Origin of the sequence: Mycobacterium marinum (assembly GCF_003391395.1) — a bacterium.
Lineage (GTDB): Bacteria > Actinomycetota > Actinomycetes > Mycobacteriales > Mycobacteriaceae > Mycobacterium > Mycobacterium marinum.
This window is the reverse complement of record NZ_CP024190.1, coordinates 4411159-4433839: the sequence shown is the minus strand read 5'-3', so window position 1 is coordinate 4433839 and position 22681 is coordinate 4411159. Positions and strand designations below refer to the sequence as shown.

The window sequence follows — 22681 nt, the reverse complement described above, 5'->3', positions numbered from 1 at the left end:
TTCGGACAGGGCGCGGTTTTCAGTGAGTTGGCGCCGCGACCCTGGGCCGGGCATTGTCACCGCGCGGGTGCACAACCTGCGGCCACCAGAACCAGCGGCCCAGCAACGTCGCGATCGATGGCATCAGCAGGGTGCGCACGATCAGCGTGTCCAGCAGTAGGCCGATGCACACCGTGGACCCGAACTGTCCGAGCACCCGCAGATCGCTGCCCAGCATGGACGCCATGGTGAAGGCGAACACCAGACCTGCGGCGGTCACCACCCCACCGGTTCCGGCCATGGACCGGATGATCCCGGTCTTGAGTCCGGCGTGGATTTCTTCGCGGAACCGCGAGACCAGCAACAGGTTGTAGTCCGACCCGACGGCCAGCAGGATGATGACCGACAGCGCGGCCACGATCCAGTGGATCTTGATGCCGAACAAATCCTGCCAAATGAGCACGGACAGACCGAATGACGCGGCGATCGAGCTGGCTGCGGTGCCGACGATCACCAGGGCGGCGACGACGCTTCGGGTGAGCAGCAACATGATCAAGAAGATCAGTGTCAGCGCAGATACCACCGCGATCATCAGGTCGTACTTTTCGCCGTCGGCCATGTCTTTGAAGGTGGCGGCGGTTCCGCCCAGATAGACCTTGGCATCCGAGAGCGACGATTGCTTCAGGCCCTCCTGCGCCGCTGTGCGTTCCGCGTCGACCCGCGAAATTCCCTCCGGGGTCATCGGATCGCCCTGGTGGGTAATGAAAAACCGGGCCGATTTTCCGTCCGGAGACAAGAACATCCGAAGCCCCGTCTGGAAGTCCGGGTTGTCGAAGGCTTCCGGAGGCAGGTAGAAGAAGTCATCGTTCTTGGAAGCGTCGAAACTCTGGCCCATGACGATAGCGGTGTTGCTGAGTTCGTCCATCTGGTCGAGCATCGCCGAGAACGTGGACTGCATGGTCAGCGTCAGCGCTTTGGTCGTCTTCATGGTGGCGATCATCGGGGGAATCAAAGTCAGCATCTGTGACGTGAGACCGGCCGTGTGCTGTATGTCTTCGGTGAGTTCGGAGAACTTCTCGGAAAGCTTGTCGATCCCGTCCAGAGAGTCGAACAGCGATCTGAACGACCAGCAGATCGGAACGTCGAAACAGTGTTTTTCCCAGTAGAAGTAGGACCGCATCGGTCGCCAGAAGTCATCGAACTCGGCGAGGTGGTCTCGCAGCTCGTCGGTGATGGTCGAGGTTTCGGCGGTGACGCGCGCCATGTCGGTCGTGGTGGTGTCGAGCTCGCGCATGACGGCGTACATGCGTTCTGTGGTGTCGATCAGGACCTGCATCTCGTCGGCCATCTTGGTCATGTCGGCCATCCGCTCTTTCAGGAACGCCATGTTCTGCATCATCGTCTGGCTTTGCATGCTGTTCTGAAACGGTATGGAGCTGTGCTGGATCGGGATGCCCAGCGGCCTGGTGATGTCCTGGATCATGGCGATGCCCACGGTGCGGATGACGTTTTTGGCCACTTTGTCCAGGACAAGCATGTCCGCCGGGTTTCGCATGTCGTGTTCGGCCTCGATCATCAACATGTCGGGGTTCATCCGGGCGTGCGAAAAGTGCCGGTCGGCAGCCGCCTCGCCGAGATTGGACGGCGCCGAGGCCGGTAGGTAGTAGCGGTCGTTGTAGCTGGTCTTGAAACCGGGCAGGGCGACCATGCCGACCAGAACGATCGCGCCGCTCAGCGCCAGAATCGGTGCGGGCCAACGCACCACCGCGGTGCCGACCCGCCGCCACAGCCGGCCTCTATTGGCGGCCCGCTTGGATTCGAATAGGTGGAATCGGCTGCCCACGAATACCACTGCGGGACCCAGTGTCAGCCCGGCCAACACGACGACCAACATCCCGATTGCCACGGGTGCGCCCATCGTGTTGAACCAGGGCAGCCGCGCGAAACTCAGACAGTAGGTGGCACCGGCGATGGTCAGGCCGGATCCCAAGACCACCGGGGCCACCCCACGAAAGGTTGTGTAGTAGGCGTCTTCTCGGTCCTCGCCCGCTTGGCGCGCCTCTTGGTAGCGGCCGACCAGAAAGATCCCGTAGTCGGTCCCGGCGGCGATCGCCAGCATCGTCAGAATGTTCGCGGCAAACGTGGTGAGCCCGAATACGTTGTGGTAGCCCAATACCGCCACCACTCCCCGCGAGGAGGCCAATGCGATTCCGGTCATGAACAGCTGGATCACGGTGGTGACGATGGAGCGGTAGACCAGCAGCAACATCACCGCGATGGCGCCCAGGGTGAACATGGTGATCTTGGCCAAGCTGGCGTTGCCGATCAGGTGCATGTCGTCGCTGAGCGCGGCGGGCCCGGTGACATATGCCTTGACCCCGGCGGGTTCGTGCGTTCGGTTGATGACGTCACGCACGGCTTCGACCGATTCATTGGCTAGGGTCGTGCCCTGGTTTCCGGCCAGGTTCACCATCACGTAGGCGCTTTTGCCATCGGCGCTTTGGGCCCCCGCGGCGGTCAGCCGGTCGCCCCAGAAATCCTGGATGTGCTGTATGTGCTCGGGGTCCTGGCGCAGCTGGCGAATCAGGCTGTCGTAGTACTGGTGCGCGTCATCGCCGAGCTTGTGCTGGCCCTCCAGGACGATCATGACCGTGCTGTTGGAATCGAATTCCCGGAAGTTGTGTCCCAGCCGCATCATCGCCTTCATCGACGGCGCGTCCATCGGGGTCATCGGCGCGGAATGTTGTTCGCTGACCACCTCGAGCGACGGGACGACCACGTTGACCAGGACCGTCAGCAGCACCCAGCCCAGGATGATCGGCACGGCAAGGATCCGGATGGTGTGCGGAATGACCGGGCGGTGGCCACGCTCGCGGTTGGGTGCGTCGCCGGTGGCCGCGCGGATTTCGATCGGGCCGGTGTCCTCGGTGCTGATACTGGCGCCGCTGTTGGACTCGCTCATGCCGATTTCACTAAGCAAAAGGTCTGCGGATTGACCCCGGCGGCCGACTTCTCTTCCCGCACCACACCATCCACGGTGATACGGCAGCCGATCTGACTACCGTCGCCTTGAGCCATAATGTTCGCGCTCACCGAGGGCAGCGTCGTCGAGATCGTGAACGACCACGGCAGGGGAGCCGCGTTTACCTGGTGTGTGTTGGCGTCGGCGTCCCAGAAGTTGATGTTGGCGGTGGATCCGGTGGGGCCGGAGATTTCATAGATGACGACCTTGGGGTTGAACTGCACGATGTCGATCCCGGCACCGGCGTTGGCGTTGAGGTCCTCAGAACCGAATATCTTGTGCAGGCGTGACACCACCAAGCCCGAGATGGCCAGTACCACCACCATCAGCAAGGGGATCCAGGCTCGTTTGAGCACGCTGGTAACAGGAATCGTAGGCACCCGACCGCCCCTCCGCTCGCCGATGCAGCTCGCCGTGGCCTGCTGGGTAAGCAAGCTTCCGGCGTAGGCAAGAAAATATTTGCTTGGCTAAGCAGTCTAACTCTTAGTGCACGACTTCGTTCCTCCGGGGGGATCGGGGTGGGCCGTGGCAGGCGCCGGCGCGCGGGGCGGTGGGTGATCGCATCGGATCGGCATGGCCGACCGCCACAATGGGCGCTCTCAAACTCGCTTAATCGACGCATCGAGGCGCCGCCTTATCGGCCGTTATTGATCTGGCTTTCGCCGGGGGACCGCTCTCGGCAGTGTTGTTCAGCCGTTCGAGTCACGTGCGCTGCGGGAGCGAATCGCTGTCTTGCGCCACCGGCAGGAACGCAAACAGCACCTGCCCGCCAAAGTAAAGAATCCAGTTCAGCGCATACAGATCGAACCCAGGGACATTCGAGTCCTGGCCCGAGGGCAGCCAGGCGAAAAATAGGTACAGGTCTGAGACGGGGATGAGCAATCCGCCAATCAGTACCGCTAGCGTCAGCAAGCTGAATCGGTCGGCCCAGAAATACCAGATGCTGAAACTGATCAGCGCCGTGTAGATGATCAGGTTGAAGAGGAAGCTGCCCACCTCGAGGAAGTGATGGCCCTGCACCGAGTTCCGGATGTGCAGGACCCAAGTCGCCGTGTTGGCCGCCGCAACCACGGCGACGATAAGCCAGCGAGCCCGATATGCGAAGCCGCCGTACGCGCGCAGCCTGGGCGCGGCAAACTTGTACAGCACAATGGCATATAGGCCGTAGGCGATGCCGAAAAGAATCACCGCGGCCGACAGTTTGCGGCTGATTGGCTCGATGCCGGAGATCGCGCTGTTGACCACATCTCCGACCGTGGCGAATGCCATCCCCACGATCAAGACCAGGGAATACTTCGCCACTTTTGGAGAAAGCTGTCGCTGATATGCGAGCCGCACCGCCAGGACGAAGAGCATCAGTCCGATATGCCACAGGTGGTAGAGGACCGTGGGTGGGCGGGAGATCCCGCCGGTCCACAAGACCTCCAAAGTGATGCTGATGGCAATGACACTGAGCAGGGCCCTGGCGTAGGCAGCCATCGTCAGAGGGCCGCCCGCCCGGTGATCGGCGGCAGATCGGCAAGCGTCACGATCCCCGGTTTGGCGGCCACCACCGCCGGAACTGCATTGGTGACCGGCATCGCGGTGTAGATCATGCCCAGGCCCATGAAGCCGGGCTCCGTCCAGTCCTTCGGCGGCAGACAGTGCAGCACCGTGCGCATGTTGGGCAACCCGAACACCTGGATGACATGGCCGTGCTCGAGTGGCTTGGGCGGAACCACATGATTGCCCATCGTCCAGTTGAATCCGACGCTGACGACGTTGCGATCACCGACCCAGCCGCGGTGGTAGCCGTATACGCTGCCGACGGTGCCGGCGGGGATCTTCATGAACCCCAAATCGGTGTCCGCGGTGGCCGCGGTGAAGGTGACGTCGAAGGTCATCTTGTCCAACGTTGCGCCGATCGCGTCGGCCATCATCGCCGCCGATTCGGCGAAGACCTCGCTTTCGACCCGCACGCTCTCGGCCAGGCCGGGGGTGTCGGGATGCTGGGAGAACCCCATCGCCGTCTGGGTGGCCGCCGATTCGTAGGTCGAGCAGTCGACGGATTCGGTGATCCGGATTTCGTCGACTCGCTCGCAGGAGCCGCTGAGCACCATGCCGACCATGTTGGTCATCCCCGGATGTGCGCCGCTGCCGAAGATCGTCGCGCCGCCGCGTTCGCAGGCGGCCAGGATGCGTTCGCGGTCCCGCGGTGTCTGCTTGCCCCCGGTGATCCAGGCGGCGCTGGTGCACACATTCACGCCCGACTCGAGCAATCCCACCAGCTCATCGATGTTGGGCCACAACGGGTTATAGCAACACGCGTCGGCGCCCAGCGCGAGCAGCGCGTCGATGTCGCTGGTCGCCCGCACCCCGGTGGGGTCCGGCCAGCCCGCCAGCTCGGCGGCGTCGACACCAACCTTGTCCGGGCCGTGTGCGTACACCCCCACCAGTTCCAGGTCGGGTCGCCCGATGATGGCGTGCAGCGACCGCCGCCCGATATTTCCGGTGGTCCACTGGATAACCCGAAGCGGGCGTTCTGTGCTCATCGAAGGCTCCTTTGCCGTTGCGATTGGACCCATTATGTGCACCGAGCTTTGGTGGGCTCGGACTGCCTCCCGGGCGGAGCCGGTAAATGGGATGCGGGCCGGCGTCGCCGTGTGCCAGAGTCGGAGCCCGTGACTGCAGTACTGCCCGCATCGGTGACATTGACTACTCCGGCCGAGGACGACTGGGCCGGGATGTACCTTTTGGCCGCGGCAAGTTTCACCGATTTCATCGGTGCGGAGTCGGCCGACGCCTGGCGGGGGCTGATACCTGCCGATGGGGCGGTGGTGGCCCGTCACGGCCGTGATGTCGTCGGGATGGCGCTGTTCATTGATCTGCAGCTGACGGTGCCCGGCGGCAACATGCTTTCCACCGCCGGCATGAGCTTTGTCGCCGTCGCGCCAACGCACCGCCGGCGCGGGCTGCTGCGCGCGATGTGCGGCGAACTGCACCGGCGGATGGCCGATTCCGGGTATGCCATGGCCGCGCTCCATGCCAGCGAGGGCGGCATCTACGGCCGATTCGGCTACGGCCCGGCGACGATTCTGCAGGAGCTGACCGTCGACAGACGCTTCGCCCGACTGCACGCCGCGGTGCCCGACGGAGGGCCGGTCAGGTTGGTCAGCCCCGCGCGCCATCGCGCTGAGTTCGAAGCGATCTACGAGCGCTGGCGCCAACGCGTGCCAGGCGGCCTGGTGCGCCCGCCGGTGTTCTGGGACCAGCTGATGGCCGAATGCAAAGCCTCGCCCGGGGGCGAGCGCGAATCGTTTGCGCTGCTGCATGCCGACGGCTACGCGCTCTACCGGGCGGACAGGTCCGACCCCAAGCTGACCCGCGTCGACGAGCTGCGCGCTGTGACCCCGGAAGCGCGGGCAGCCCTGTGGCGAACACTGCTCGGGCTGGACTCGATGGAGCGGATCAGCATCGTCAGCCATCCGGCTGAGCCGATGCCGTTCCTGCTCACCAACACCCGACTGGCCCGCACGACCTGGCGGCAAGACGGCCTGTGGCTGCGCATCATGGACGTTGCGCCCGCCCTCGAGGCCCGCGCCTATTTCGGCGACCTCACCACGGTGATCGCCATCACCGGCGGTGGCCGGTTCGCGCTGCAGATCCGTGACGGACGCGCGGCCTGCACCCCGACCGACGCACCGGCGGATGTCGAGATGGATCGCGACGTGCTGGGCAGTCTCTACCTGGGTGTCCACCGCGCGTCCACACTGGCCGCGGCCAACCGGTTGCAGGCCAAGGGTGCTGGCGTGATTGCCCGGCTCGATGCGGCGTTTTCCAGCGAGGTCCCCGCCGAGACGGCTTTCGAGTTCTAGGTTCCGCCGCGCTGCCCGGTGGCCGCGCGGCACCGCCGCTGCCACCCGCCGGACGCGGACCGTTGGGGTTGTGCACGGGCCCCGCCAGCGGCAACGTCTGGGGTCCTTCGGTGCTGCCGGCCCGCCCCGCACCCGGTCGCCATAGCGGCATCCGGGCGCGGGGCGGGAGACGGCCTCGCCGCGGGCTGACCCCAGCTCGAGGTAGCCGTGTGCGCTGGCTCCCTAGGCGGTTGCGCCCGCGAGCAGCCCGACGCCGTCCGGGCAAAGAGCCGCCGACTGGGTCGGCGATCCGCCGTACTGCAGCCACAGCGGCAGGACACTGTTGAGGCGTTGCATGAACTTGGCCATTCCCACCCGGTACTCGCCGAATCCCAGCGGATCGGTGCGGTACTCGGGGAACGCAATGCCGATCCCGAACAACCCGGGCGCGAGAATCCCGTTGGCGCCGTCGTGCTCCAGCGGTCCCCACTGCGGGGTCAGGGGAAGGTGCCTGCGTTCGAACCCGACGGTGTAGACGGCCTGGTCGCATTCGCGAAGCAGTCTGGCGAATTCCGGGCCGTCGACCAAACACCTGTGCAGCCGTTCGGGATGGCGCCCGTCGATGTTCTCCCGCGCCCACCGAGCCGCGTCGCCTTTGAGGCCGGTGTCGTCGAAGAGGGTCCAATCCTGGAAGGGGACAGCGTATCTGTGCGGGCTGCGGTAGAAGTTGATCACCTTGTGCACGGGATGTTCGAGCAGGTTCGGCAATGCGATCATCGTCGAGTGGGACGAGCCGAATACGGCAACGGTTGCCCCGTCCAGTTGTTGCTGCGCCAGCTTCTCAGGGTTGAGGGCAACTTCGACCGGTATCTCTTTCAGCTCGGGGTAGGTCAGCTTCTTGGGTGTCGAGCCAACCGCCAGAATGACGTTCTTGGAAGAGATTTCACCGTCGAGTGTGGTGATCTGCCAATGCTGGTTGCGCAGTGAGAGTTCGGTTGCAGTGCTTTGAAATGCTGCCACCTTGGCCCGCAGGTGCTCGGTGACCCAACGCAACGGCCCGGCGACTACGCCTAGTTGGCAGGTGTGCTGGGGGTCGATGTCGTGCAGGTCGAAATGCGGTGCCGCGGCGAAGTCGAACGCGGGTGAGGCGTTGAAGTAGTCCAGGAACAGTGATACTTGGGTGTTGCTCGGGACGGCACCCCACTTTTCGCCCAGGTCTCCTGCCGCGAAATGCGGATCTATCCAAGCGATTTCATTGGGCCGCACGCCGTGGTCGAGCAGTCTGCCAACACTGGCGATCCCTGCGGGTCCGGCTCCGATGACGGTCCACGTGTAGTGAGTCATGTCTCCTCTTGAGGCTTGTTCGCATACGTTTGTCGGTTTGTGTCGTCTTGCCGGCGCACGTTGACGCGCCGACATTTCTAGTATTTCGGCGGCAGCCGCTCGTGGGCAGAGGGCACTTCTTTGAGTGGTTACAACCAATGGTTGTGACCACGGGCGGGTGTTTGCGCGCCGGGCGTCCCGATCGGGTGCCGGTCAAACGGTTCCGCGGATCGCCGCCGGGCTGGGCGCCGCGGGCAGGCGATCGGCGGCTCGGAGTTAGAGCCTGACCAGGTCGTAGTCGGCGATGTGATCGATGAGAACCCGAAGCTGATCCTGGGTGGAACCCAGGGTGTGGTCGATCGCGGTGAGCCGGGCCGCGTAGTGGCCCACCGGATACTCCGCGGTCACCCCGATGCCGCCGTGCAGCTGGATCGACTCTTGCGCGATGTGGCGGCCCGACCGGCCAATCTGAAGCTTGGACCGGGAGGCGATCAGCGGGTCGAGGTTGCCGTCGGCAATGGACATCGCGGCGTAGAAGTTCATGCTGCGGGCCAGCTCCAGCGACACGTACATGTCGGCCGCACGCTGGGTGAGCGCCTGGAACTTGTTCAGTGTGACGCCGAACTGCTTGCGCGTCTTGAGGTAATCGGTGGTCAGGCGAAGGGCTTCTTCCATCGCACCGACCGCTTCGGCGCACATCGCCGACTGGATCCGGATGATGGCGTTGCGAATGGCGGCTGACGCGTCGACGGCGTCGCCCAGCGGTGCCGCGGGCGCCTGGTCCAGGTCGATCTGCGCACCGCGCTGGCTGTCGAACGTCGGGTACGGGTGCTTGTCGACCCCACCGCCCTCGGGGCCGGCATCCACCAGGAACAACCCGACCCCACCATCGGGCAGGGCGGCGCTGACCACCAGTGTGTCGGCGCAGTCACCAGCCAGGACCGGATTCTTCGTTCCGCTCAGGTGCCATGAATCACCTTGCCGCACAGCACGAGTCGACACGGTGGCCGCCGGGCTGCGCTGGCCCGGTTCCAGGTGTGCGAACGCCAGCAGTCGCTGTCCGGCGGCGACTTCGTCGAGTAGCTGCAGCTGTGCGTCGTTGCCCAACTCGGCGATGATCGCGCCGGGTGCCAGCGCGGCGTGCACGATGGGTTCCGGGGCCAGCCGGCGACCGACTTCGGTCATCACCAGCATGATCTCGATCTGGCCGGCCTCGGCCGGCTCGAATCCGAGCCCCAAGATCCCGGTGTCGGCCAGGTGACTCCAAACGTCGCGGCTCCAGCCGAGATCGGTGTCGATGATCTTGTTGCGGCTCTCCGCGTCATAGCTGCGAGACAACAGATCACGGGTGGTGTCGCGGAGCAGCGTTTGCTCGTCGCTGTACTGAAAGTCCATGACTGCCTCACAATCCCAAGATGGTGGACGCGATGATGTTGCGCTGCACTTCGTTGCTGCCGCCGTAAATCGATGTCTTGCGGTAGTTCAGGTAGCGCGGGGCGCTGCTCTGGGCCCACTGCGGTGACGCGATCCCTGCCGCCTGGGCACCGCCCACCGGTAGCGCGTCGGGCCCGGCTACCTCGACGAGCAATTCGGTGGCGACCTGCTGCAATTGGCTGCCGCGCAACTTGAGTACCGACGACGCCGGGTTGGGCTTACCGTCTGCCGAGTCGGTAACCACCCGAGCTTGGGTGAGTTCCAATGCCAGCAGCTCGTTTTCGGCTTCAGCAAGGCGCGCCGCGAACAGTGGATCGTCGAGCAGGCCGTTGTCGGCGGCGTGCTTTTTCACCTCGGCCAGGCGCACCTTGGTGCGGCCCACCCCGGCGATCCCGGTGCGCTCGTTGCCCAGCAGGAACTTCGCGTAGGTCCAGCCCTGGTTCTCCTGGCCGACGAGTTGATCGGCCGGTACTCGAACGTCGGAGAAAAACACCTCGTTGACTTCGTGACCACCATCGATGGTCTTGATCGGCCGCAGCGTGATGCCGGGGGTGGCCATGTCGATGAGCAGAAACGAAATGCCGGCTTGCCGCTTGGGCGCCTGGGGGTCGGTGCGCACCAGGCAGAAAATCCAGTCGGCATACTGGCCCAGCGTCGTCCATGTCTTCTGGCCATTGACGACGTAGCTGTCGCCATCGCGCACGGCTGTGGTGCGCAGTGATGCGAGATCCGAACCGGCCTCAGGTTCGGAGAAGCCTTGACACCACCAGATGTCGAGGCTGGCCGTCGGCGGCAGGAAGCGCTGCTTGATCTCCTGGGATCCGAATTCGGCGATCACCGGACCGACCATCTTGGTGTTGAAGTTCAACGGCTCCGGGACGCTGGCCAGCTGCATCTCGTCGGCCCAGATCTGGTGCTGAGTCGGTGTCCAGTCCTTACCGCCCCATTCCACCGGCCAGTTCGGCACCGCCAGCCCGTGATCGTTGAGGATCTTGTGGCACGTGACGATCTCGTCGCGGCTCGGCGACTGGCCTTGGCGCACCAGCTCGCGCAGGTCTTCGGGTATCTGGGTGGTGTAGAAGGTGCGAAGCTCGTCGCGGAAGGCGGCTTCGTCGGGGGTGAGAGCCAGCTTCATCGGCAGCCTCCTGTTTCAGGTGACCACCGTTGGGTTTGCTTCCCGCGCAGGGACTGCGCGTGCCGGAAACCGGCAGTCCTGCCTTGCACGTTAGGCGCATCGCGGGCCCACCTGTTAATCGGGTGCCCTCGACACCGGTGTTGGGCCGGTCCTGCTGCACCTGCCTGGTGCACAGTGTCGGGTTCATCCACAAGCACCCGGCTTGGCGCCGTCGCTTCGAGTTGGTGTGGCGGTCGGCGCATTTACCGTCGGCCCATGCGAACAGAGCTTCCCGCCGAGCGACTGCAGCGACGGCTCAGCACCGCCCCCGACCTCCGATTGCACGCCGATTCCGGTGCCGCCGAATCCGGTGCGGATCCGCACGACGATCGCGATGACGACCCGAACTCGCTGCTCCCGCGCTGGCTGCCGGAGGCAGGGGATGGCAGCGGCTTGCTGAGCAGGGTGCGCGCCGACCCCGGGCGTGCCGGTGCCATCGCGTTGGCCGTCGTCGCCGCGCTTGCGGTGCTGGTCACCGCTTTCACGTTGCTGCACGATCGCCCTGCGCCGGTGATGTCGGCGAAATTACCCGCGGTGGAACATGTTTCGGAGAGCTCGGGAGCCAGCCCTGGATCCTCGGCAAGTCCCGCCGCGGCTGCCGGCCCGGATCGGCCGGTGGTGGTCAGTGTCGTTGGCCTGGTCCACACGCCGGGACTGTTCACGCTGGCACCGGGCGCCCGGGTAGCCGATGCGTTGCAGGCCGCCGGCGGCGCGCTGGTCGGTGCGGACACCATCGGCCTCAACATGGCCCGTCAGCTGGCCGATGGCGAACAGATTGTGGTGGGGCTCGCACCCGTCGCGGGGCAGCCCAAAAGATTCGGCAGCTCGATCGGCGCCGCCACACCAAGCCCAGCGCCGGCGGCGACGTCGGGCACGAGGGGCCCGGGCCCCAATCCGGCCGAGGTCCTCGACCTCAACACCGCGACGGTGGAACAACTGGATTCGCTGCCCGGGGTGGGGCCGGTCACCGCCGCTGCGATCGTGTCGTGGCGAGCGGCAAACGGCAAGTTCACCAGCGTGGACCAGCTTGCTGAAGTTGACGGCATCGGCCCGGCGCGACTGCAGAAGCTGCGGTCCCTGGTTCGCGTCTGACGCCGGTGCATAGCGGGATGGCCGGCGCCGGCCGCGACGTGGCGGAGCGACTGGACGTGCGCCTGGTTCCGGGTGCGCTGACCAGCTGGATCGTGACCGCGGCGGGAATCGTCTGGCCGGTCGGTCGCGCGTGCGCATCCGGGTGCCTGCTGCTCGCGCTCGGGGCCGGGGTGTTGTGGTGGATCACCGATCGCCGGCCGCGGTCGAAGCGGTGGCCGTGCGCAGCCAGCGCCGGCTTGGTCACGGTCGGGGTGGTGGGCGCGGGCTTTGGAATGGCGATCGCGCTGCGGACCGAGGCCCTGGCGCGCCATCCGATCAGCGCCGCGTTCGGAACCTCAGCCGCGGTGACCGTCACACCCAGTGAAAGTGCCTTGTCGCTGGGGTCTGACCGATTGATGTTTCGGGCGACGATCCAGCGGCTGCGTGATGACGAGATCTCCGGTCGTGTCGTGGTGTTCGCGCGTGCCTCCGAGTTCGAGGAGACGGGAGAGCTGATGGTCGGGCGGCCGGTGCGCTTCACGGCCCGCATCAGCGGTCCCGCCCGCCACGATCTCACGGTCGCGGTGCTCAACTCGGCGGGTGCGGTCAAGGCTGGTCGTGCCGGTGCGTTGCAGCGGGCCGCTCACCAGGTGCGCGGCCGGTTTGCCGCGGCGGCACGGCGCGTTCTGCCCGCCGACCAGGCCGCGATGCTGCCCGCCTTGGTCCTCGGTGACACCTCGACGGTCGGCACCGAGACCGGCCGCGCGTTCCGGTCAGCGGGGATGACCCATCTGACGGCGGTGTCGGGAGCCAACGTCACCATCGTCTGCGGTGCGGTGCTGTTCTCGGCGCGTTGGGTCGGACCGCGGGCCGCGGTGGCACTGGCCGGGATCGCGCTGGTGGCGTTTGTGGTCGTGGTGCAGCCGACGGCGAGTGTGTTGCGGGCGGCGCTGATGGCATCCATCGCGCTGGCCGCGATGTTGTCGTCGCGTCGACGGCAGGCGATTCCGGCGCTGTCGACCACCGTGCTCGTGTTGCTGGTCGCGGCGCCGCACCTGGCCGTTGACGTGGGTTTCGCGTTGTCCGTGGTGGCTACCGCCGCCCTGGTCGTCGTCGCTCCGGGGTGGTCGGACGGCCTGGTGGCGCGGGGCTGGCCCAAAGTGCTGGCGGACGGGCTTGCCGTCGCGACCGCGGCACAGGTGGTGACGGCACCGCTGGTCGCCGCGATCTCCGGCCGGTTCAGTGTGGTCGCCGTGGTTGCCAACCTCGCGGTAGCCGCCGTGATCGCGCCGATCACCGTGCTGGGCAGTGCGGCGGCCGTGCTGGTCATCCCGTGGCCGGCCGGCGCGCAGCTGCTGATCCGCTTCACCGGGCCGCAGGTGTGGTGGGTGTTGCATGTGGCGCGGTGGGCCGCCGATGTGCCAGGGGCGACCGTGGCCGTCCCGGAAGGGCTTGCCGGGGTGCTGATTGTGGGGGGAGTCACCGTGTTGGTGGTGGCGCTGTGGCGATTTCGGTGGTTTCGGCTCGCGATGATTTCAGCTCTGCTGGCCACCCTCGGTTGTGGGCTGGCGTGGTCGGTGGCGGGCCTGGTCGGCCCCTCGTGACACCATCAGGGGGTGAGCGAGATTTCGCCGTTGCACTTGGTCCTGGGTGATGAGGAATTGTTGGTCGAGCGGGCGGTGGGCGACATCGTGCGGGCAGCGCGTGAGCGGGCACGCCAGGCTGCGGGCACCGACGACGTGCCGGTCAACCGAATGCGCGCGGGCGACGTCAGCACCTACGAGCTGGCCGAACTGCTGAGCCCCTCGCTGTTCGCCGAGGAGCGGATAGTCGTTTTGGAGGCCGCTGCCGAGGCCGGCAAAGACGCGGTCGCGTTGATCGCCTCGACCGCCGCCGACATTCCACCGGGCACGGTGCTGGTGGTGGTGCATTCCGGCGGTGGGCGGGCCAAGGCGCTCGCCGGTGAGCTGAAGTCGCTGGGTGCACAGGTGCACCCGTGTGCGCGGATCAGCAAGGCCAGCGAGCGTGTCGACTTTGTCCGCGGCGAGTTCCGCGCGCTGCGGGTCAAGGTCGGCGAGGACACTGTGACGGCCCTGCTCGATGCCGTCGGATCCGATATCCGCGAACTGGCCTCGGCCTGCTCACAGCTGGTTGCCGACACCGGCGGAGATGTTGATGCCGTCGCGGTCCGTCGCTATCACAGCGGCAAGGCCGAGGTGAAAGGTTTTGATATCGCCGACAAGGCGGTGGCCGGCGACGTGGCCGGCGCCACCGAGGCGCTGCGCTGGGCGATGATGCGCGGAGAACCGCTGGTGGTACTGGCCGATGCCCTGGCCGAAGCCATACACACGATCGGTCGGGTGGGGCCGTTGTCGGGAGACCCGTACCGCATGGCAAGCCAGCTGGGCATGCCGCCGTGGCGGGTGCAAAAGGCCCAGAAACAAGCGCGGCGCTGGTCGCGCGACAAGGTCGCAACGGCGATGCAGTTGGTCGCGCAACTCAACGCCGACGTCAAGGGAGCCGCGGCCGACGCTGACTACGCGCTGGAATCCGCGGTCAGAACGGTGGCCGAGTTGGTCGCCGACCGGGCCTGAGCAGATGTGAACCAGGCCTGAGACACGTTTGAACCGGGCCTGGACCAGGCCCGGTTCTCAGGTTTGACGGGGTCAGCCCAGCTTGTTGAGGGCGCGCGCCAGAGCCGACTTCTTGTTGGCGGCCTGGTTCTTGTGAATGACGCCCTTGCTGGCCGCCTTGTCCAACTTGCGGTTGGTCGAAACCAGCAGCTCGGCGGCCTTTTCCTTGTCGCCCGAGTGAGCAGCGTCGCGGAACGACCGGACCGCCGTACGCAGCGACGACTTCACCGACTTGTTGCGCAGTCGGGCGCGCTCGTTGGTGCGGTTGCGCTTTTGCTGCGACTTGATGTTGGCCACGCGTTAGTTCCTTAAAGTCTGCTCGGTGGTTGCTCGGGTGACCTTGACACCCGACAGCGAGTGCTCAGGTTATCAGTCGGTTACGTTTTCACCCAAAAGAGGAGCCGTTAGCTCGGCGGATTGTCGAATTGAGGCACCATGAACCAGGTGAGTCTTACTGAACCGATGCAAGCAAGTAGGCGGCGGTCACAAGCGCGTCCGGAACGCATATTCGGCGGCTACAACTCGTCGGATGTGTATTCCCAAGCCTTTGACGAAATGTTCGACGCCCAGGGCAACGTTCGCGGCCCCTACAAGGGCATCTATGCCGAGCTTGCGCCGTCGGATGCGTCGGAGCTCAAGGCCCGCGCCGATGCGTTGGACCGCGCATTCCTAGACCAGGGCATCACGTTTTCGCTGTCGGGCCAGGAGCGGCCGTTCCCGCTTGACCTGGTGCCCCGGGTTATCTCGGCGGCCGAATGGTCCCGGTTGGAACGCGGCATCATCCAACGCGTCAAGGCCCTCGAGATGTACCTGGACGACATCTATGGCGACCAGGAGATCCTGCGTGACGGCGTCATTCCGCGGCGACTGATCACCTCCTGCGAGCACTTCCACCGGGAGGCCGTGGGGATCATTCCGCCCAACGGTGTGCGCATCCACGTCGCCGGCATCGACCTGATCCGCGACGAGCGCGGTGACTTCCGGGTCCTCGAGGACAACCTGCGCTCGCCGTCGGGGGTGTCCTACGTCATCGAGAACCGGCGCACCATGGCGCGGGTCTTCCCGAACCTGTTCGCCACCCATCGGGTCCGTGCGGTCGACGACTACCCTTCGCACCTGCTGCGGGCACTGCGCAACTCGGCGGCCACCAACGAGGCCGACCCCACCGTGGTGGTGTTGACCCCAGGCGTCTACAACTCGGCCTATTTCGAGCATTCGCTGCTGGCCCGGCAGATGGGCGTCGAGTTGGTCGAAGGCCGCGACCTGTTCTGTCGCGACAATCAGGTGTACATGCGCACCACCGAGGGAGAGTGCCAGGTCGACGTCATCTACCGGCGCATCGACGACGCCTTCCTGGACCCGCTGCAGTTCCGCGCCGACTCGGTGCTGGGTGTGGCCGGTCTGGTCAATGCCGCCCGCGCGGGCAATGTGGTCATCTCGAGTTCGATCGGAAACGGTGTCGGTGACGACAAGCTCGTCTACACCTACGTGCCCACCATGATCGAGTACTACCTGCGCGAGAAGCCGTTGCTGGCCAATGTGGACACCTATCGGTGCTGGCTGGACGAGGAACGCGAAGAAGTGCTGGACCGGCTCAAGGAACTGGTGCTCAAGCCGGTCGAGGGATCCGGGGGCTACGGCATCGTGTTCGGCCCGGACGCGACTGACAAGGAGCTGGCCGCGGTCGGCAAGAAGATTCGTGACGATCCGCGTAGCTGGATCGCGCAGCCGATGATGGAACTGTCGACCGTGCCGACACGAATCGAGGACTCGCTGGCGCCGCGCTACGTCGACCTGAGGCCGTTTGCGGTCAATGACGGCAACGACGTGTGGGTGCTGCCGGGTGGGTTGACCCGGGTGGCCCAGGTCGAGGGGTCACGGGTGGTCAATTCCAGTCAGGGCGGCGGGTCGAAGGACACCTGGGTGCTGGCGCCGCGCTCCTTGGCTACCGGCCGTGAGCTGGGCGGCGCCCAAGTGCTGCGGTCGTTGCCGCGGACCGTGCCCGAGCAGAGTCCCGACGATGCGCGGCCCAACCAGCAGCAGCCGCAGCAAAATCAGCCGCAAGAAGGTCAGCACCAGCAGCAGAAAGCGAAGAACTGATGCTTGCCCGCAACGCCGAAGCGCTGTACTGGATCGGTCGCTACGTAGAGCGCGCCGACGACACCGCCCGAATTCTCGATGTCGCGATACACCAACTGCTCGAGGATTCCAGCATCGACCCCGACCACGCCTCGCGGCTGCTGTTGCGGGTGCTCGGCATCGACCCTCCCGATCACGAGCTGGATGTCTGGTCGTTGACCGACCTGGTGGCCTTCAGCACCAACGCTTCGGGCGGCTGTTCGATCGTCGAGGCGATCTCAGCGGCGCGGGAAAACGCCAAGTCGGCTCGCGAAGTGACGTCCATCGAGACCTGGGAGTGCCTGAACACCACCTACCACGCTCTCCCGGAACGTGAGCGAGCAGCCAAACGACTTGGGCCGCATGAATTTCTGTCATTCGTCGAAGGGCGTGCGGCCATGTTCGCCGGGCTGGCCGACTCCACTCTGTCGCGCGACGACGGATACCGGTTCATGTTGCTGGGCCGCGCCATCGAACGGGTCGACATGACGGTGCGCCTGTTGCTGTCCCGGGTAGGGGACAGCGCGTCATCGCCGGCCTGGGTCACGTTGCTGCGTTCGGTGGGTGCCCATGACACCTATCTGCGCACCTATCGCGGGGTGTTGGACGCGGCCCGGGTGGTCGAGTTCATGATGCTGGACCGGCTGTTCCCGCGCTCGGTCTACTACTCGCTGCGCATGGCCGAGCACAACCTCGATGAGCTGCTGCATAATCCGCAGAGCCGCATCGGGGCGACCACCGAAGCGCAGCGGCTGCTTGGGCAGGCGCGCAGCAAACTCGAGTTCGTCCAGCCCGGGGTCTTGCTGGAGTCCCTGGACAGCCGCTTGTCAGGTCTGCAACGAACCTGTCGTGACGTCGGAGAAGCCTTGACACTGCAGTATTTCCACGTAACCCCATGGGTAGCCTGGACCGATGCCGGCCCCCGCGGCCAGATGGTCGCCAGGAAGGGAGAATCCTGATGTGGCGGATGCGGGTGGTGCACAGCACCGGGTACGCATACGAGGCGCCGGTCACGGCGTCGTTTAACGAGGCGCGACTGACGCCGCGGTCCAACTCCCGGCAGAACGTGATCCTCAACCGGGTCGAAACCATTCCGGCTACCCGGTCCTACCGCTACGTCGACTATTGGGGTACCGCGGTGACGGCGTTCGACCTGCACGCCCCGCACACCGAGCTGACGGTCACGTCCTCCTCGGTCGTCGAGACCGAGCGTCCGGAGCCGCCGGAGGCGAAGGTCACCTGGGAAGAACTCGAGTCGATGGCCGTCATCGATCGTTTCGACGAGGTGCTGCGCCCCACCTCGTACACCCCGACAAGCAAACGTGTCGCCGCCGTGGGACGCCGGATCAGGAAGTATCACGACCCGGCGGAGGCGGTCGTCGCGGCGGCCCGTTGGGCGCGCAGCGAATTGGACTACCTGCCCGGCACCACCGGTGTGCACTCCTCCGGGCTCGATGCCCTGGAACAGGGCAAAGGCGTCTGCCAGGACTTTGCGCACTTGTCGCTGATTGTGTTGCGGGGCATGGGAATTCCTGCGCGCTATGTGTCCGGTTATCTGCATCCCAAGCGCAACGCGGTGGTGGGGAAGTCGGTGGCCGGACGCAGTCACGCCTGGATCCAGGCGTGGACCGGCGGTTGGTGGCACTACGACCCGACCAACGACACCGAGATCAGCGAGCAGTACATCAGCGTGGGCGCCGGCCGCGATTACAGCGACGTACCTCCGCTGAAAGGCATCTACTCCGGGCTTGGCGTCACCGACCTCGACGTGGACGTGGAGATCACCCGGCTGGCCTAGGGCCTTAAACGGTGGTGCCGTCGCTGCCGGGGCTGCCAAGCAGCCCCGCGGCGCCGCCGGTACCACCGGAGCCGTTGGCACCGCCGCCGAAGCCGATCCCACCGTCACCGCCGTTGCCGCCGTTACCGATGAGCTTGGCGTCACCGCCATTGCCGCCGGTGCCGCCCGCGAGGCTGCCCGCGTTACCGTCCCCGCCGGCCCCGCCGTCACCCCCGTCGCCGATCAGATAAGCACCGGCGCCGCCGTCACCCCCGGCGCCGCCGCCCGCCCCACCGGCTCCGCCGTCGCCGCCGACGCCGACCAACCCGGCGGCGCCCCCGAGCCCGCCGCTGCCGCCAGCGCTGCCGACGACGTCGCCGCCGGCGCCGCCGGCCCCGCCGTCACCACCGACGCCGTAGAGCAACGCGGCGCGTCCGCCCGATCCGCCGTTCCCGCCGGTGCCGAGGCTGCCCGCACCACCACCACCGTCGCCGGCCGCACCGCCGGCACCGCCGTTGCCGATTCCGTAGCCGCTGGCGCCGCCCGCGCCGCCGTCGCCGCCGTCGGAACTCCCGGCGCCGCCGCCCCCGCCGGAACCTCCGGAACCGAACAGCGCACCGCCGTAGCCGCCGTCGCCGCCCTGGCCGCCCTGACCGGTCAGGCCCAGGCTGTTGTCGCCGCCAGTCCCGCCGGCGCCGCCGGTGCCGAACAGCCGCGCGTCGCCGCCCAGCCCGCCCATGCCGCCCAACACGGCGCCCGCGGCACCGGCACCACCCGTGCCACCCGCACCGCCGCTGCCGTAGAGCAGCCCGCCCAGGCCGCCGTTTCCGCCGGTACCCCCGAATCCGGATGAGACACCGGCACCCCCGGTGCCGCCGGTACCGCCGCTGCCGAGCAGCCAGGCATTGCCGCCGAGCCCGCCACTGCCGCCGTTGCCGCCGGTGCCACCGGCGCCGCCGTTGCCGATCAGCCCGGCGTCGCCACCGCCGCCTCCCGAGACACCGGCAAGGGTGCTGTCACCGCCCCGGCCGCCGTTGCCGTACAGCAGCCCGCCCGCCCCGCCGGGCGTCCCGAGTCCGCCGACGGTCGCGCCGTCGGCGCCGTTACCGATCAGCGGGCGCCCCAGCAGCGCTTGGGTAGGAGCGTTGATCAGATCGAGCAATGCTTGTGCGGCGTTGGAGGCCTCGGCCCCGGCGTAGGACGCGCTGCTGGCGGACAGGGTCTGCACGAGCTGGTCATGCATTGCCGACATCTGTGCGCTGATGCTCTGATAGCCCTGGGCATGCGTGGTGAACAACGCCGCGACGGCCGCTGACACCTGATCGCCGGCGGAGGCCTGCACGGCGGTCGTCCGGACCGCGGCAATCCCGTTGGCTGCCGCGATTGCCGAATTCACCCCGGCCAAATCGGCGGCCGCCGCGGCCATTGCCTCCAGGTCGGCGATCACATATGCCATGGCGCACCTCTGAGGGTCAGGACCACTGGGCCAGGTGCGGATCGTATCGCGATGCGATCAGCAGTCCGGGCACATTTCGCCCGCGTCCGCCCGACGCGGTGGGCTATCCGCCATCGCTGCCGTTCTGTCCGAACAGGATGCCGCCGCTGCCGCCGGTACCGCTGGCACCGTCGGGGGTACCGTCACCTCCGTGAGCGCCGTCGCCGCCGTTGCCGATGAACCGAGCGTCACCGCCATTGCCGCCGGCCCCACCGGTTGCTGAGCTGGTGCCGCCCTCGGCGCCGTTACCGCCGTTGCCGAGCAGCCACCCGCCGTCGCCACCGCTGCCGCCGTCGCCGCCGTCGCCGGTGCCGTCGCCGGCACCGCCGACGCCTCCCCAGCCGCCATTGCCAATCAGGTAGGCGCCGCCGCCGTTGCCACCTTGACCGCCGGCGGGGTTACCGGAATCGCCGGCGCCGCCGATGCCGCCGTTGCCGCCGTTGCCGATCACCAGGCCGCCGAGGCCGCCGTTTGCGCCCTGGCCGCCGCCGGCGCCGCCGTTGCCGCCGGCACCACCGTCGCCGAAGAGCAGGGCCGAGCCGCCGCTGCTGCCCCAGCCGCCCCCGTTGGCGACGTCGAACCCGTCGCCGCCGTTGCCGCCGTCGCCGCCGTTGCCGAAGAACAGGCCGCCGGTGCCGCCGATCCCACCGAAACCGCCGAACCCGTCGCCGCTGGTAGCTGTGCTGCTAGCGCCGTTGCCGCCGCTACCGCCGTTGCCGGCAAGGATGGCGGTGCCGCCGGAGCCGCCGGCCCCTGAGGTGAACCGGCCGGCGCCGCCATCGCCGCCGTCGCCGCCGTCGCCATAGAGGATTCCGGCTCGACCGCCGCTGCCACCACTGCCGCCGTCACCGTCGGTGCTCTGACCGCCCAGCCCGCCCGCGGCGCCGTTTCCGAACAGCCCGCCCTGGCCGCCGTCCCCGCCGGTGCCGCCGAATCCGGACGTGCCCAGGCCCACCCCGCCGTTGCCGCCGGCGCCGGCGGCCCCTAACAGGTAGCTGTTACCACCCGCTCCGCCGTCGCCGCCGAACGAGGCGAAGGAATTGATGCCGCTGCCGCCGGTGCCGCCGGCTCCGCCGAAGCCGAATATCAGTCCGGCGTTGCCGCCCGCCCCGCCGGCGCCACCGTTGGTCGCGCTCACATCAGCATCCGCGCCGGTGCCGCCAGCGCCGCCATTGCCGAAGAGCCCGGCACTACCGCCGGCGCCGCCGGCTACACCGGCACTGGTGCTGTCGCCGCCGTTGCCGCCGTTGCCCCACAGGAAGCCCCCGTCGCCGCCGGCCTGTCCCACCCCGTTGACGGTTTGCCCGTCGGCGCCGTCGCCGATCAGCGGGCGTCCGAACAGGGCCTCGGTGGGTGCGTTGATCGCGTTGAGCAGCGTCTGCTCGACATTGGTGGCTTCCGCGGACCAATACGAGGTCCCGCTCGACGCTAGGGTCTGAACAAACTGGTCATGAAATGACGTCGCCTGCGCGCTCAGTGACTGATACGTCTGCGCGTGCCAGCCGAACAGGGCCGCGATCGCGGTAGACACTTCGTCGGCCGCGGCCGCCTGCACCGCGGTCGTTTGGGCCGCCGCGACCGCGTTGGCGGCGCTGAGTGTGGAGCCGATATTGGCCAGATCCGAAGCGGCCAACCGCATTAGCTCTGGCGCTACGACCGCAAACGACATCACGACCACCACCACTTCACGACCATTGACCAATTACCAGGCGATATGGATGTTACGCAGCGTGAGCAGGCGGATTTGCGTTTCCACGAAACCCGCACCGCGCCGACAAAAGGGCAATTCGTGTCGGCGGTGAACAATCAGTGGGGCGTGCCCGGAGGACCGCTAGCGGGCGTGCACCTCGACGCGATGCAGGTCGTTGCCCAGTTCGATGCACCCGCCGAACTCGGTCGCGGCCAACGCCCGCCACTGGTCTTCCTGACCCGCGATGATGGCTGGCACGTAGTGCGTCATGACCAGCGTGCCCACCCCCGCGCGGGCGGCGGTCGCGGCCGCCTCCTGTACCGAGGAGTGGTAGTCGCAGATGTCCTTGACTCGCTGTTGGGGGAAGTTCGTGACGATGTCCTTGCGGATCACGGTGTGCACCAACGCACCGGCGCCGGCGGCCAATTCGTCCAGGCTGGGACAGGGCACGGTGTCCCCGGCCAGCACCGCCGACGCGCCGTCGAACTCGACGCGGAACCCGATCGTCGGCGCCACCGGGCGGTGATCGGTGGGTGCCACTCGGATCGCTACACCATCGCGGTCCCAGACCGTACCGTCGGTGTATTCGTGAACCTCGATGGGCGGCGGAGCGTTCAGGTCGGCGTGATGGGCGATCCGGTAACCGATGTCGCGGCCGAACGCTTTGAGCATCGCGTCGACAGTTTCCGCGGTGCCGGGCGGCCCGATGACCTGGAGGGGCGCGGGATCGGCCGCGAAGTTGGTGACCCAGCTGGTGATGAGCACGTCGCCGAGTTCGGCAATGTGGTCGCTGTGCAGGTGGGTGAGCAGCACTGCCGACAAGCCGGCCGCACCCACCCCGACGGCCGCCGCGCGCTGCAGCACCCCGCGGCCACAATCGACCAGGAAGACCTGTCCGCCGGCTCGCACCAGGGTCGATGGCCCCGCACGATCCGGGTCGGGGATGGGACTTCCCGTTCCGAGCAACGTGATCTCAATCATGAGCCCATCCTTGCAAGCCGGGTCGGTGCGTCATCGCTCAACCGGTCGATCCGGCTGGCGGGTATCAGGATTGGTTCTATCGGTCAGGGGGCTCGGGAAGCGCCCAGGTGCAGGTGACCGGATCGATACTTGGCTGTTTGTGCCCGGTTGG

The 22681-nt window shown here is 66.9% G+C and carries 18 protein-coding genes; 7 read left to right on the top strand and 11 right to left on the bottom strand.

Annotated features, from left to right (window positions below; genetic code table 11):
• Positions 1-19: 19 nt before the first annotated feature.
• The 4 genes from CCUG20998_RS18505 to CCUG20998_RS18490 form a co-directional block, all read right to left on the bottom strand.
• Complete coding sequence (locus CCUG20998_RS18505; protein WP_020730277.1) at positions 20-2941, bottom strand: MMPL/RND family transporter; 2922 nt, start codon at positions 2939-2941, stop codon at positions 20-22.
• Positions 2938-3327: an MmpS family transport accessory protein gene (locus CCUG20998_RS18500; RefSeq protein WP_020730278.1), complete on the bottom strand. Its 390-nt coding sequence runs from the start codon at positions 3325-3327 to the stop codon at positions 2938-2940. Before CCUG20998_RS18500 ends, CCUG20998_RS18505 begins: the two co-directional genes overlap by 4 nt.
• Positions 3328-3703: 376 nt before the next feature.
• A complete protein-coding gene (locus tag CCUG20998_RS18495; protein ID WP_020730279.1) occupies positions 3704-4480 on the bottom strand; it encodes a hypothetical protein in 777 nt (258 codons plus the stop codon).
• Between the two features lie 2 nt (positions 4481-4482).
• The gene (locus CCUG20998_RS18490) at positions 4483-5532 is read right to left on the bottom strand and encodes an NAD(P)H-dependent amine dehydrogenase family protein (RefSeq protein WP_020730280.1); all 1050 of its coding nucleotides are present in this window, start codon (positions 5530-5532) and stop codon (positions 4483-4485) included.
• Positions 5533-5643: 111 nt separating this feature from the next.
• On the opposite strand from CCUG20998_RS18490, the gene CCUG20998_RS18485 reads away from it, so the two are divergent.
• Complete coding sequence (locus CCUG20998_RS18485) at positions 5644-6855, top strand: enhanced intracellular survival protein Eis (RefSeq protein ID WP_231389753.1); 1212 nt, start codon at positions 5644-5646, stop codon at positions 6853-6855.
• Positions 6856-7077: 222 nt separating this feature from the next.
• Here the strand turns inward: CCUG20998_RS18485 and CCUG20998_RS18480 are convergent, their stop codons facing one another.
• From CCUG20998_RS18480 to CCUG20998_RS18470, 3 genes are all read right to left on the bottom strand, one after another.
• Positions 7078-8178 carry an FAD/NAD(P)-binding protein gene (locus CCUG20998_RS18480; RefSeq protein ID WP_020730282.1) on the bottom strand — a complete coding sequence of 367 codons (1101 nt, stop codon included), beginning with the start codon at positions 8176-8178 and terminating at the stop codon, positions 7078-7080.
• A gap of 255 nt (positions 8179-8433) precedes the next feature.
• The gene (locus CCUG20998_RS18475) at positions 8434-9552 is read right to left on the bottom strand and encodes an acyl-CoA dehydrogenase family protein (RefSeq protein WP_020730283.1); all 1119 of its coding nucleotides are present in this window, start codon (positions 9550-9552) and stop codon (positions 8434-8436) included.
• Positions 9553-9559: 7 nt separating this feature from the next.
• Positions 9560-10726 (bottom strand): acyl-CoA dehydrogenase family protein, encoded by a 1167-nt coding sequence (locus CCUG20998_RS18470; RefSeq protein ID WP_020730284.1) that lies wholly within the window; start codon positions 10724-10726, stop codon positions 9560-9562.
• 255 nt (positions 10727-10981) lie between these two features.
• Between CCUG20998_RS18470 and CCUG20998_RS18465 the strand changes: the two genes are divergently transcribed.
• Genes CCUG20998_RS18465 through holA form a run of 3 tightly spaced genes read left to right on the top strand, consistent with a single transcriptional unit; the run spans position 10982 to position 14430 of the window.
• A complete protein-coding gene (locus tag CCUG20998_RS18465) occupies positions 10982-11857 on the top strand; it encodes a ComEA family DNA-binding protein (RefSeq protein WP_020730285.1) in 876 nt (291 codons plus the stop codon).
• A 17-nt stretch (positions 11858-11874) separates the two neighbouring features.
• Positions 11875-13440 carry a ComEC/Rec2 family competence protein gene (locus tag CCUG20998_RS28175; RefSeq protein WP_020730286.1) on the top strand — a complete coding sequence of 522 codons (1566 nt, stop codon included), beginning with the start codon at positions 11875-11877 and terminating at the stop codon, positions 13438-13440.
• Positions 13441-13470: 30 nt separating this feature from the next.
• Positions 13471-14430, top strand: a complete 960-nt coding sequence (gene holA, locus CCUG20998_RS28170; protein WP_085979917.1) for a DNA polymerase III subunit delta — start codon at positions 13471-13473, stop codon at positions 14428-14430.
• Positions 14431-14502: 72 nt separating this feature from the next.
• Here the strand turns inward: holA and rpsT are convergent, their stop codons facing one another.
• Entirely contained in the window at positions 14503-14766 is a 264-nt protein-coding gene (gene rpsT / locus CCUG20998_RS18450) for a 30S ribosomal protein S20 (protein ID WP_011741410.1), read from the bottom strand.
• Between the two features lie 138 nt (positions 14767-14904).
• Between rpsT and CCUG20998_RS18445 the strand changes: the two genes are divergently transcribed.
• From CCUG20998_RS18445 to CCUG20998_RS18435, 3 genes are read left to right on the top strand one after another with little or no spacing between them, the layout of a single operon-like run.
• Positions 14905-16569, top strand: a complete 1665-nt coding sequence (locus CCUG20998_RS18445) for a circularly permuted type 2 ATP-grasp protein (protein ID WP_020730287.1) — start codon at positions 14905-14907, stop codon at positions 16567-16569.
• On the top strand, positions 16569-17546 hold the full coding sequence (locus CCUG20998_RS18440; protein ID WP_012395342.1) for an alpha-E domain-containing protein: 978 nt from the start codon (positions 16569-16571) through the stop codon (positions 17544-17546). Before CCUG20998_RS18445 ends, CCUG20998_RS18440 begins: the two co-directional genes overlap by 1 nt.
• Positions 17546-18385, top strand: coding sequence for a transglutaminase family protein (locus CCUG20998_RS18435; RefSeq protein WP_011741407.1), 840 nt, complete (start codon positions 17546-17548; stop codon positions 18383-18385). Before CCUG20998_RS18440 ends, CCUG20998_RS18435 begins: the two co-directional genes overlap by 1 nt.
• Positions 18386-18389: 4 nt before the next feature.
• On the opposite strand, the gene CCUG20998_RS18430 is transcribed toward CCUG20998_RS18435, so the two are convergent.
• The 3 genes from CCUG20998_RS18430 to CCUG20998_RS18420 all read right to left on the bottom strand — a co-directional run bounded on the left by CCUG20998_RS18430 (position 18390) and on the right by CCUG20998_RS18420 (position 22530).
• Positions 18390-19820, bottom strand: coding sequence for a PE family protein (locus CCUG20998_RS18430; protein ID WP_116269132.1), 1431 nt, complete (start codon positions 19818-19820; stop codon positions 18390-18392).
• A 103-nt stretch (positions 19821-19923) separates the two neighbouring features.
• Positions 19924-21528, bottom strand: a complete 1605-nt coding sequence (locus tag CCUG20998_RS18425) for a PE family protein (RefSeq protein ID WP_166435767.1) — start codon at positions 21526-21528, stop codon at positions 19924-19926.
• A gap of 162 nt (positions 21529-21690) precedes the next feature.
• Complete coding sequence (locus CCUG20998_RS18420) at positions 21691-22530, bottom strand: Rv2407 family type 3 sulfatase (protein ID WP_020730289.1); 840 nt, start codon at positions 22528-22530, stop codon at positions 21691-21693.
• Between the last annotated feature and the right edge of the window lie 151 nt (positions 22531-22681).

What these genes read in the sequence shown, in the direction of transcription:
- CCUG20998_RS18500 (WP_020730278.1), bottom strand. Translation starts at nt 3,327, where the DNA reads ATGGTGGTGGTACTGGCCATCTCGGGCTTGGTGGTGTCACGCCTGCAC.
- CCUG20998_RS18420 (WP_020730289.1), bottom strand. Translation starts at nt 22,530, where the DNA reads ATGATTGAGATCACGTTGCTCGGAACGGGAAGTCCCATCCCCGACCCG.
- CCUG20998_RS18480 (WP_020730282.1), bottom strand. Translation starts at nt 8,178, where the DNA reads ATGACTCACTACACGTGGACCGTCATCGGAGCCGGACCCGCAGGGATC.
- CCUG20998_RS18445 (WP_020730287.1), top strand. Translation starts at nt 14,905, where the DNA reads ATGAACCAGGTGAGTCTTACTGAACCGATGCAAGCAAGTAGGCGGCGG.
- CCUG20998_RS18505 (WP_020730277.1), bottom strand. Translation starts at nt 2,941, where the DNA reads ATGAGCGAGTCCAACAGCGGCGCCAGTATCAGCACCGAGGACACCGGC.
- CCUG20998_RS18490 (WP_020730280.1), bottom strand. Translation starts at nt 5,532, where the DNA reads ATGAGCACAGAACGCCCGCTTCGGGTTATCCAGTGGACCACCGGAAAT.
- CCUG20998_RS28175 (WP_020730286.1), top strand. Translation starts at nt 11,875, where the DNA reads ATGGCCGGCGCCGGCCGCGACGTGGCGGAGCGACTGGACGTGCGCCTG.
- CCUG20998_RS18435 (WP_011741407.1), top strand. Translation starts at nt 17,546, where the DNA reads ATGTGGCGGATGCGGGTGGTGCACAGCACCGGGTACGCATACGAGGCG.
- CCUG20998_RS18465 (WP_020730285.1), top strand. Translation starts at nt 10,982, where the DNA reads ATGCGAACAGAGCTTCCCGCCGAGCGACTGCAGCGACGGCTCAGCACC.
- CCUG20998_RS18475 (WP_020730283.1), bottom strand. Translation starts at nt 9,552, where the DNA reads ATGGACTTTCAGTACAGCGACGAGCAAACGCTGCTCCGCGACACCACC.
- CCUG20998_RS18440 (WP_012395342.1), top strand. Translation starts at nt 16,569, where the DNA reads ATGCTTGCCCGCAACGCCGAAGCGCTGTACTGGATCGGTCGCTACGTA.
- CCUG20998_RS18495 (WP_020730279.1), bottom strand. Translation starts at nt 4,480, where the DNA reads ATGGCTGCCTACGCCAGGGCCCTGCTCAGTGTCATTGCCATCAGCATC.
- CCUG20998_RS18425 (WP_166435767.1), bottom strand. Translation starts at nt 21,528, where the DNA reads ATGTCGTTTGCGGTCGTAGCGCCAGAGCTAATGCGGTTGGCCGCTTCG.
- CCUG20998_RS18430 (WP_116269132.1), bottom strand. Translation starts at nt 19,820, where the DNA reads ATGGCATATGTGATCGCCGACCTGGAGGCAATGGCCGCGGCGGCCGCC.
- CCUG20998_RS18470 (WP_020730284.1), bottom strand. Translation starts at nt 10,726, where the DNA reads ATGAAGCTGGCTCTCACCCCCGACGAAGCCGCCTTCCGCGACGAGCTT.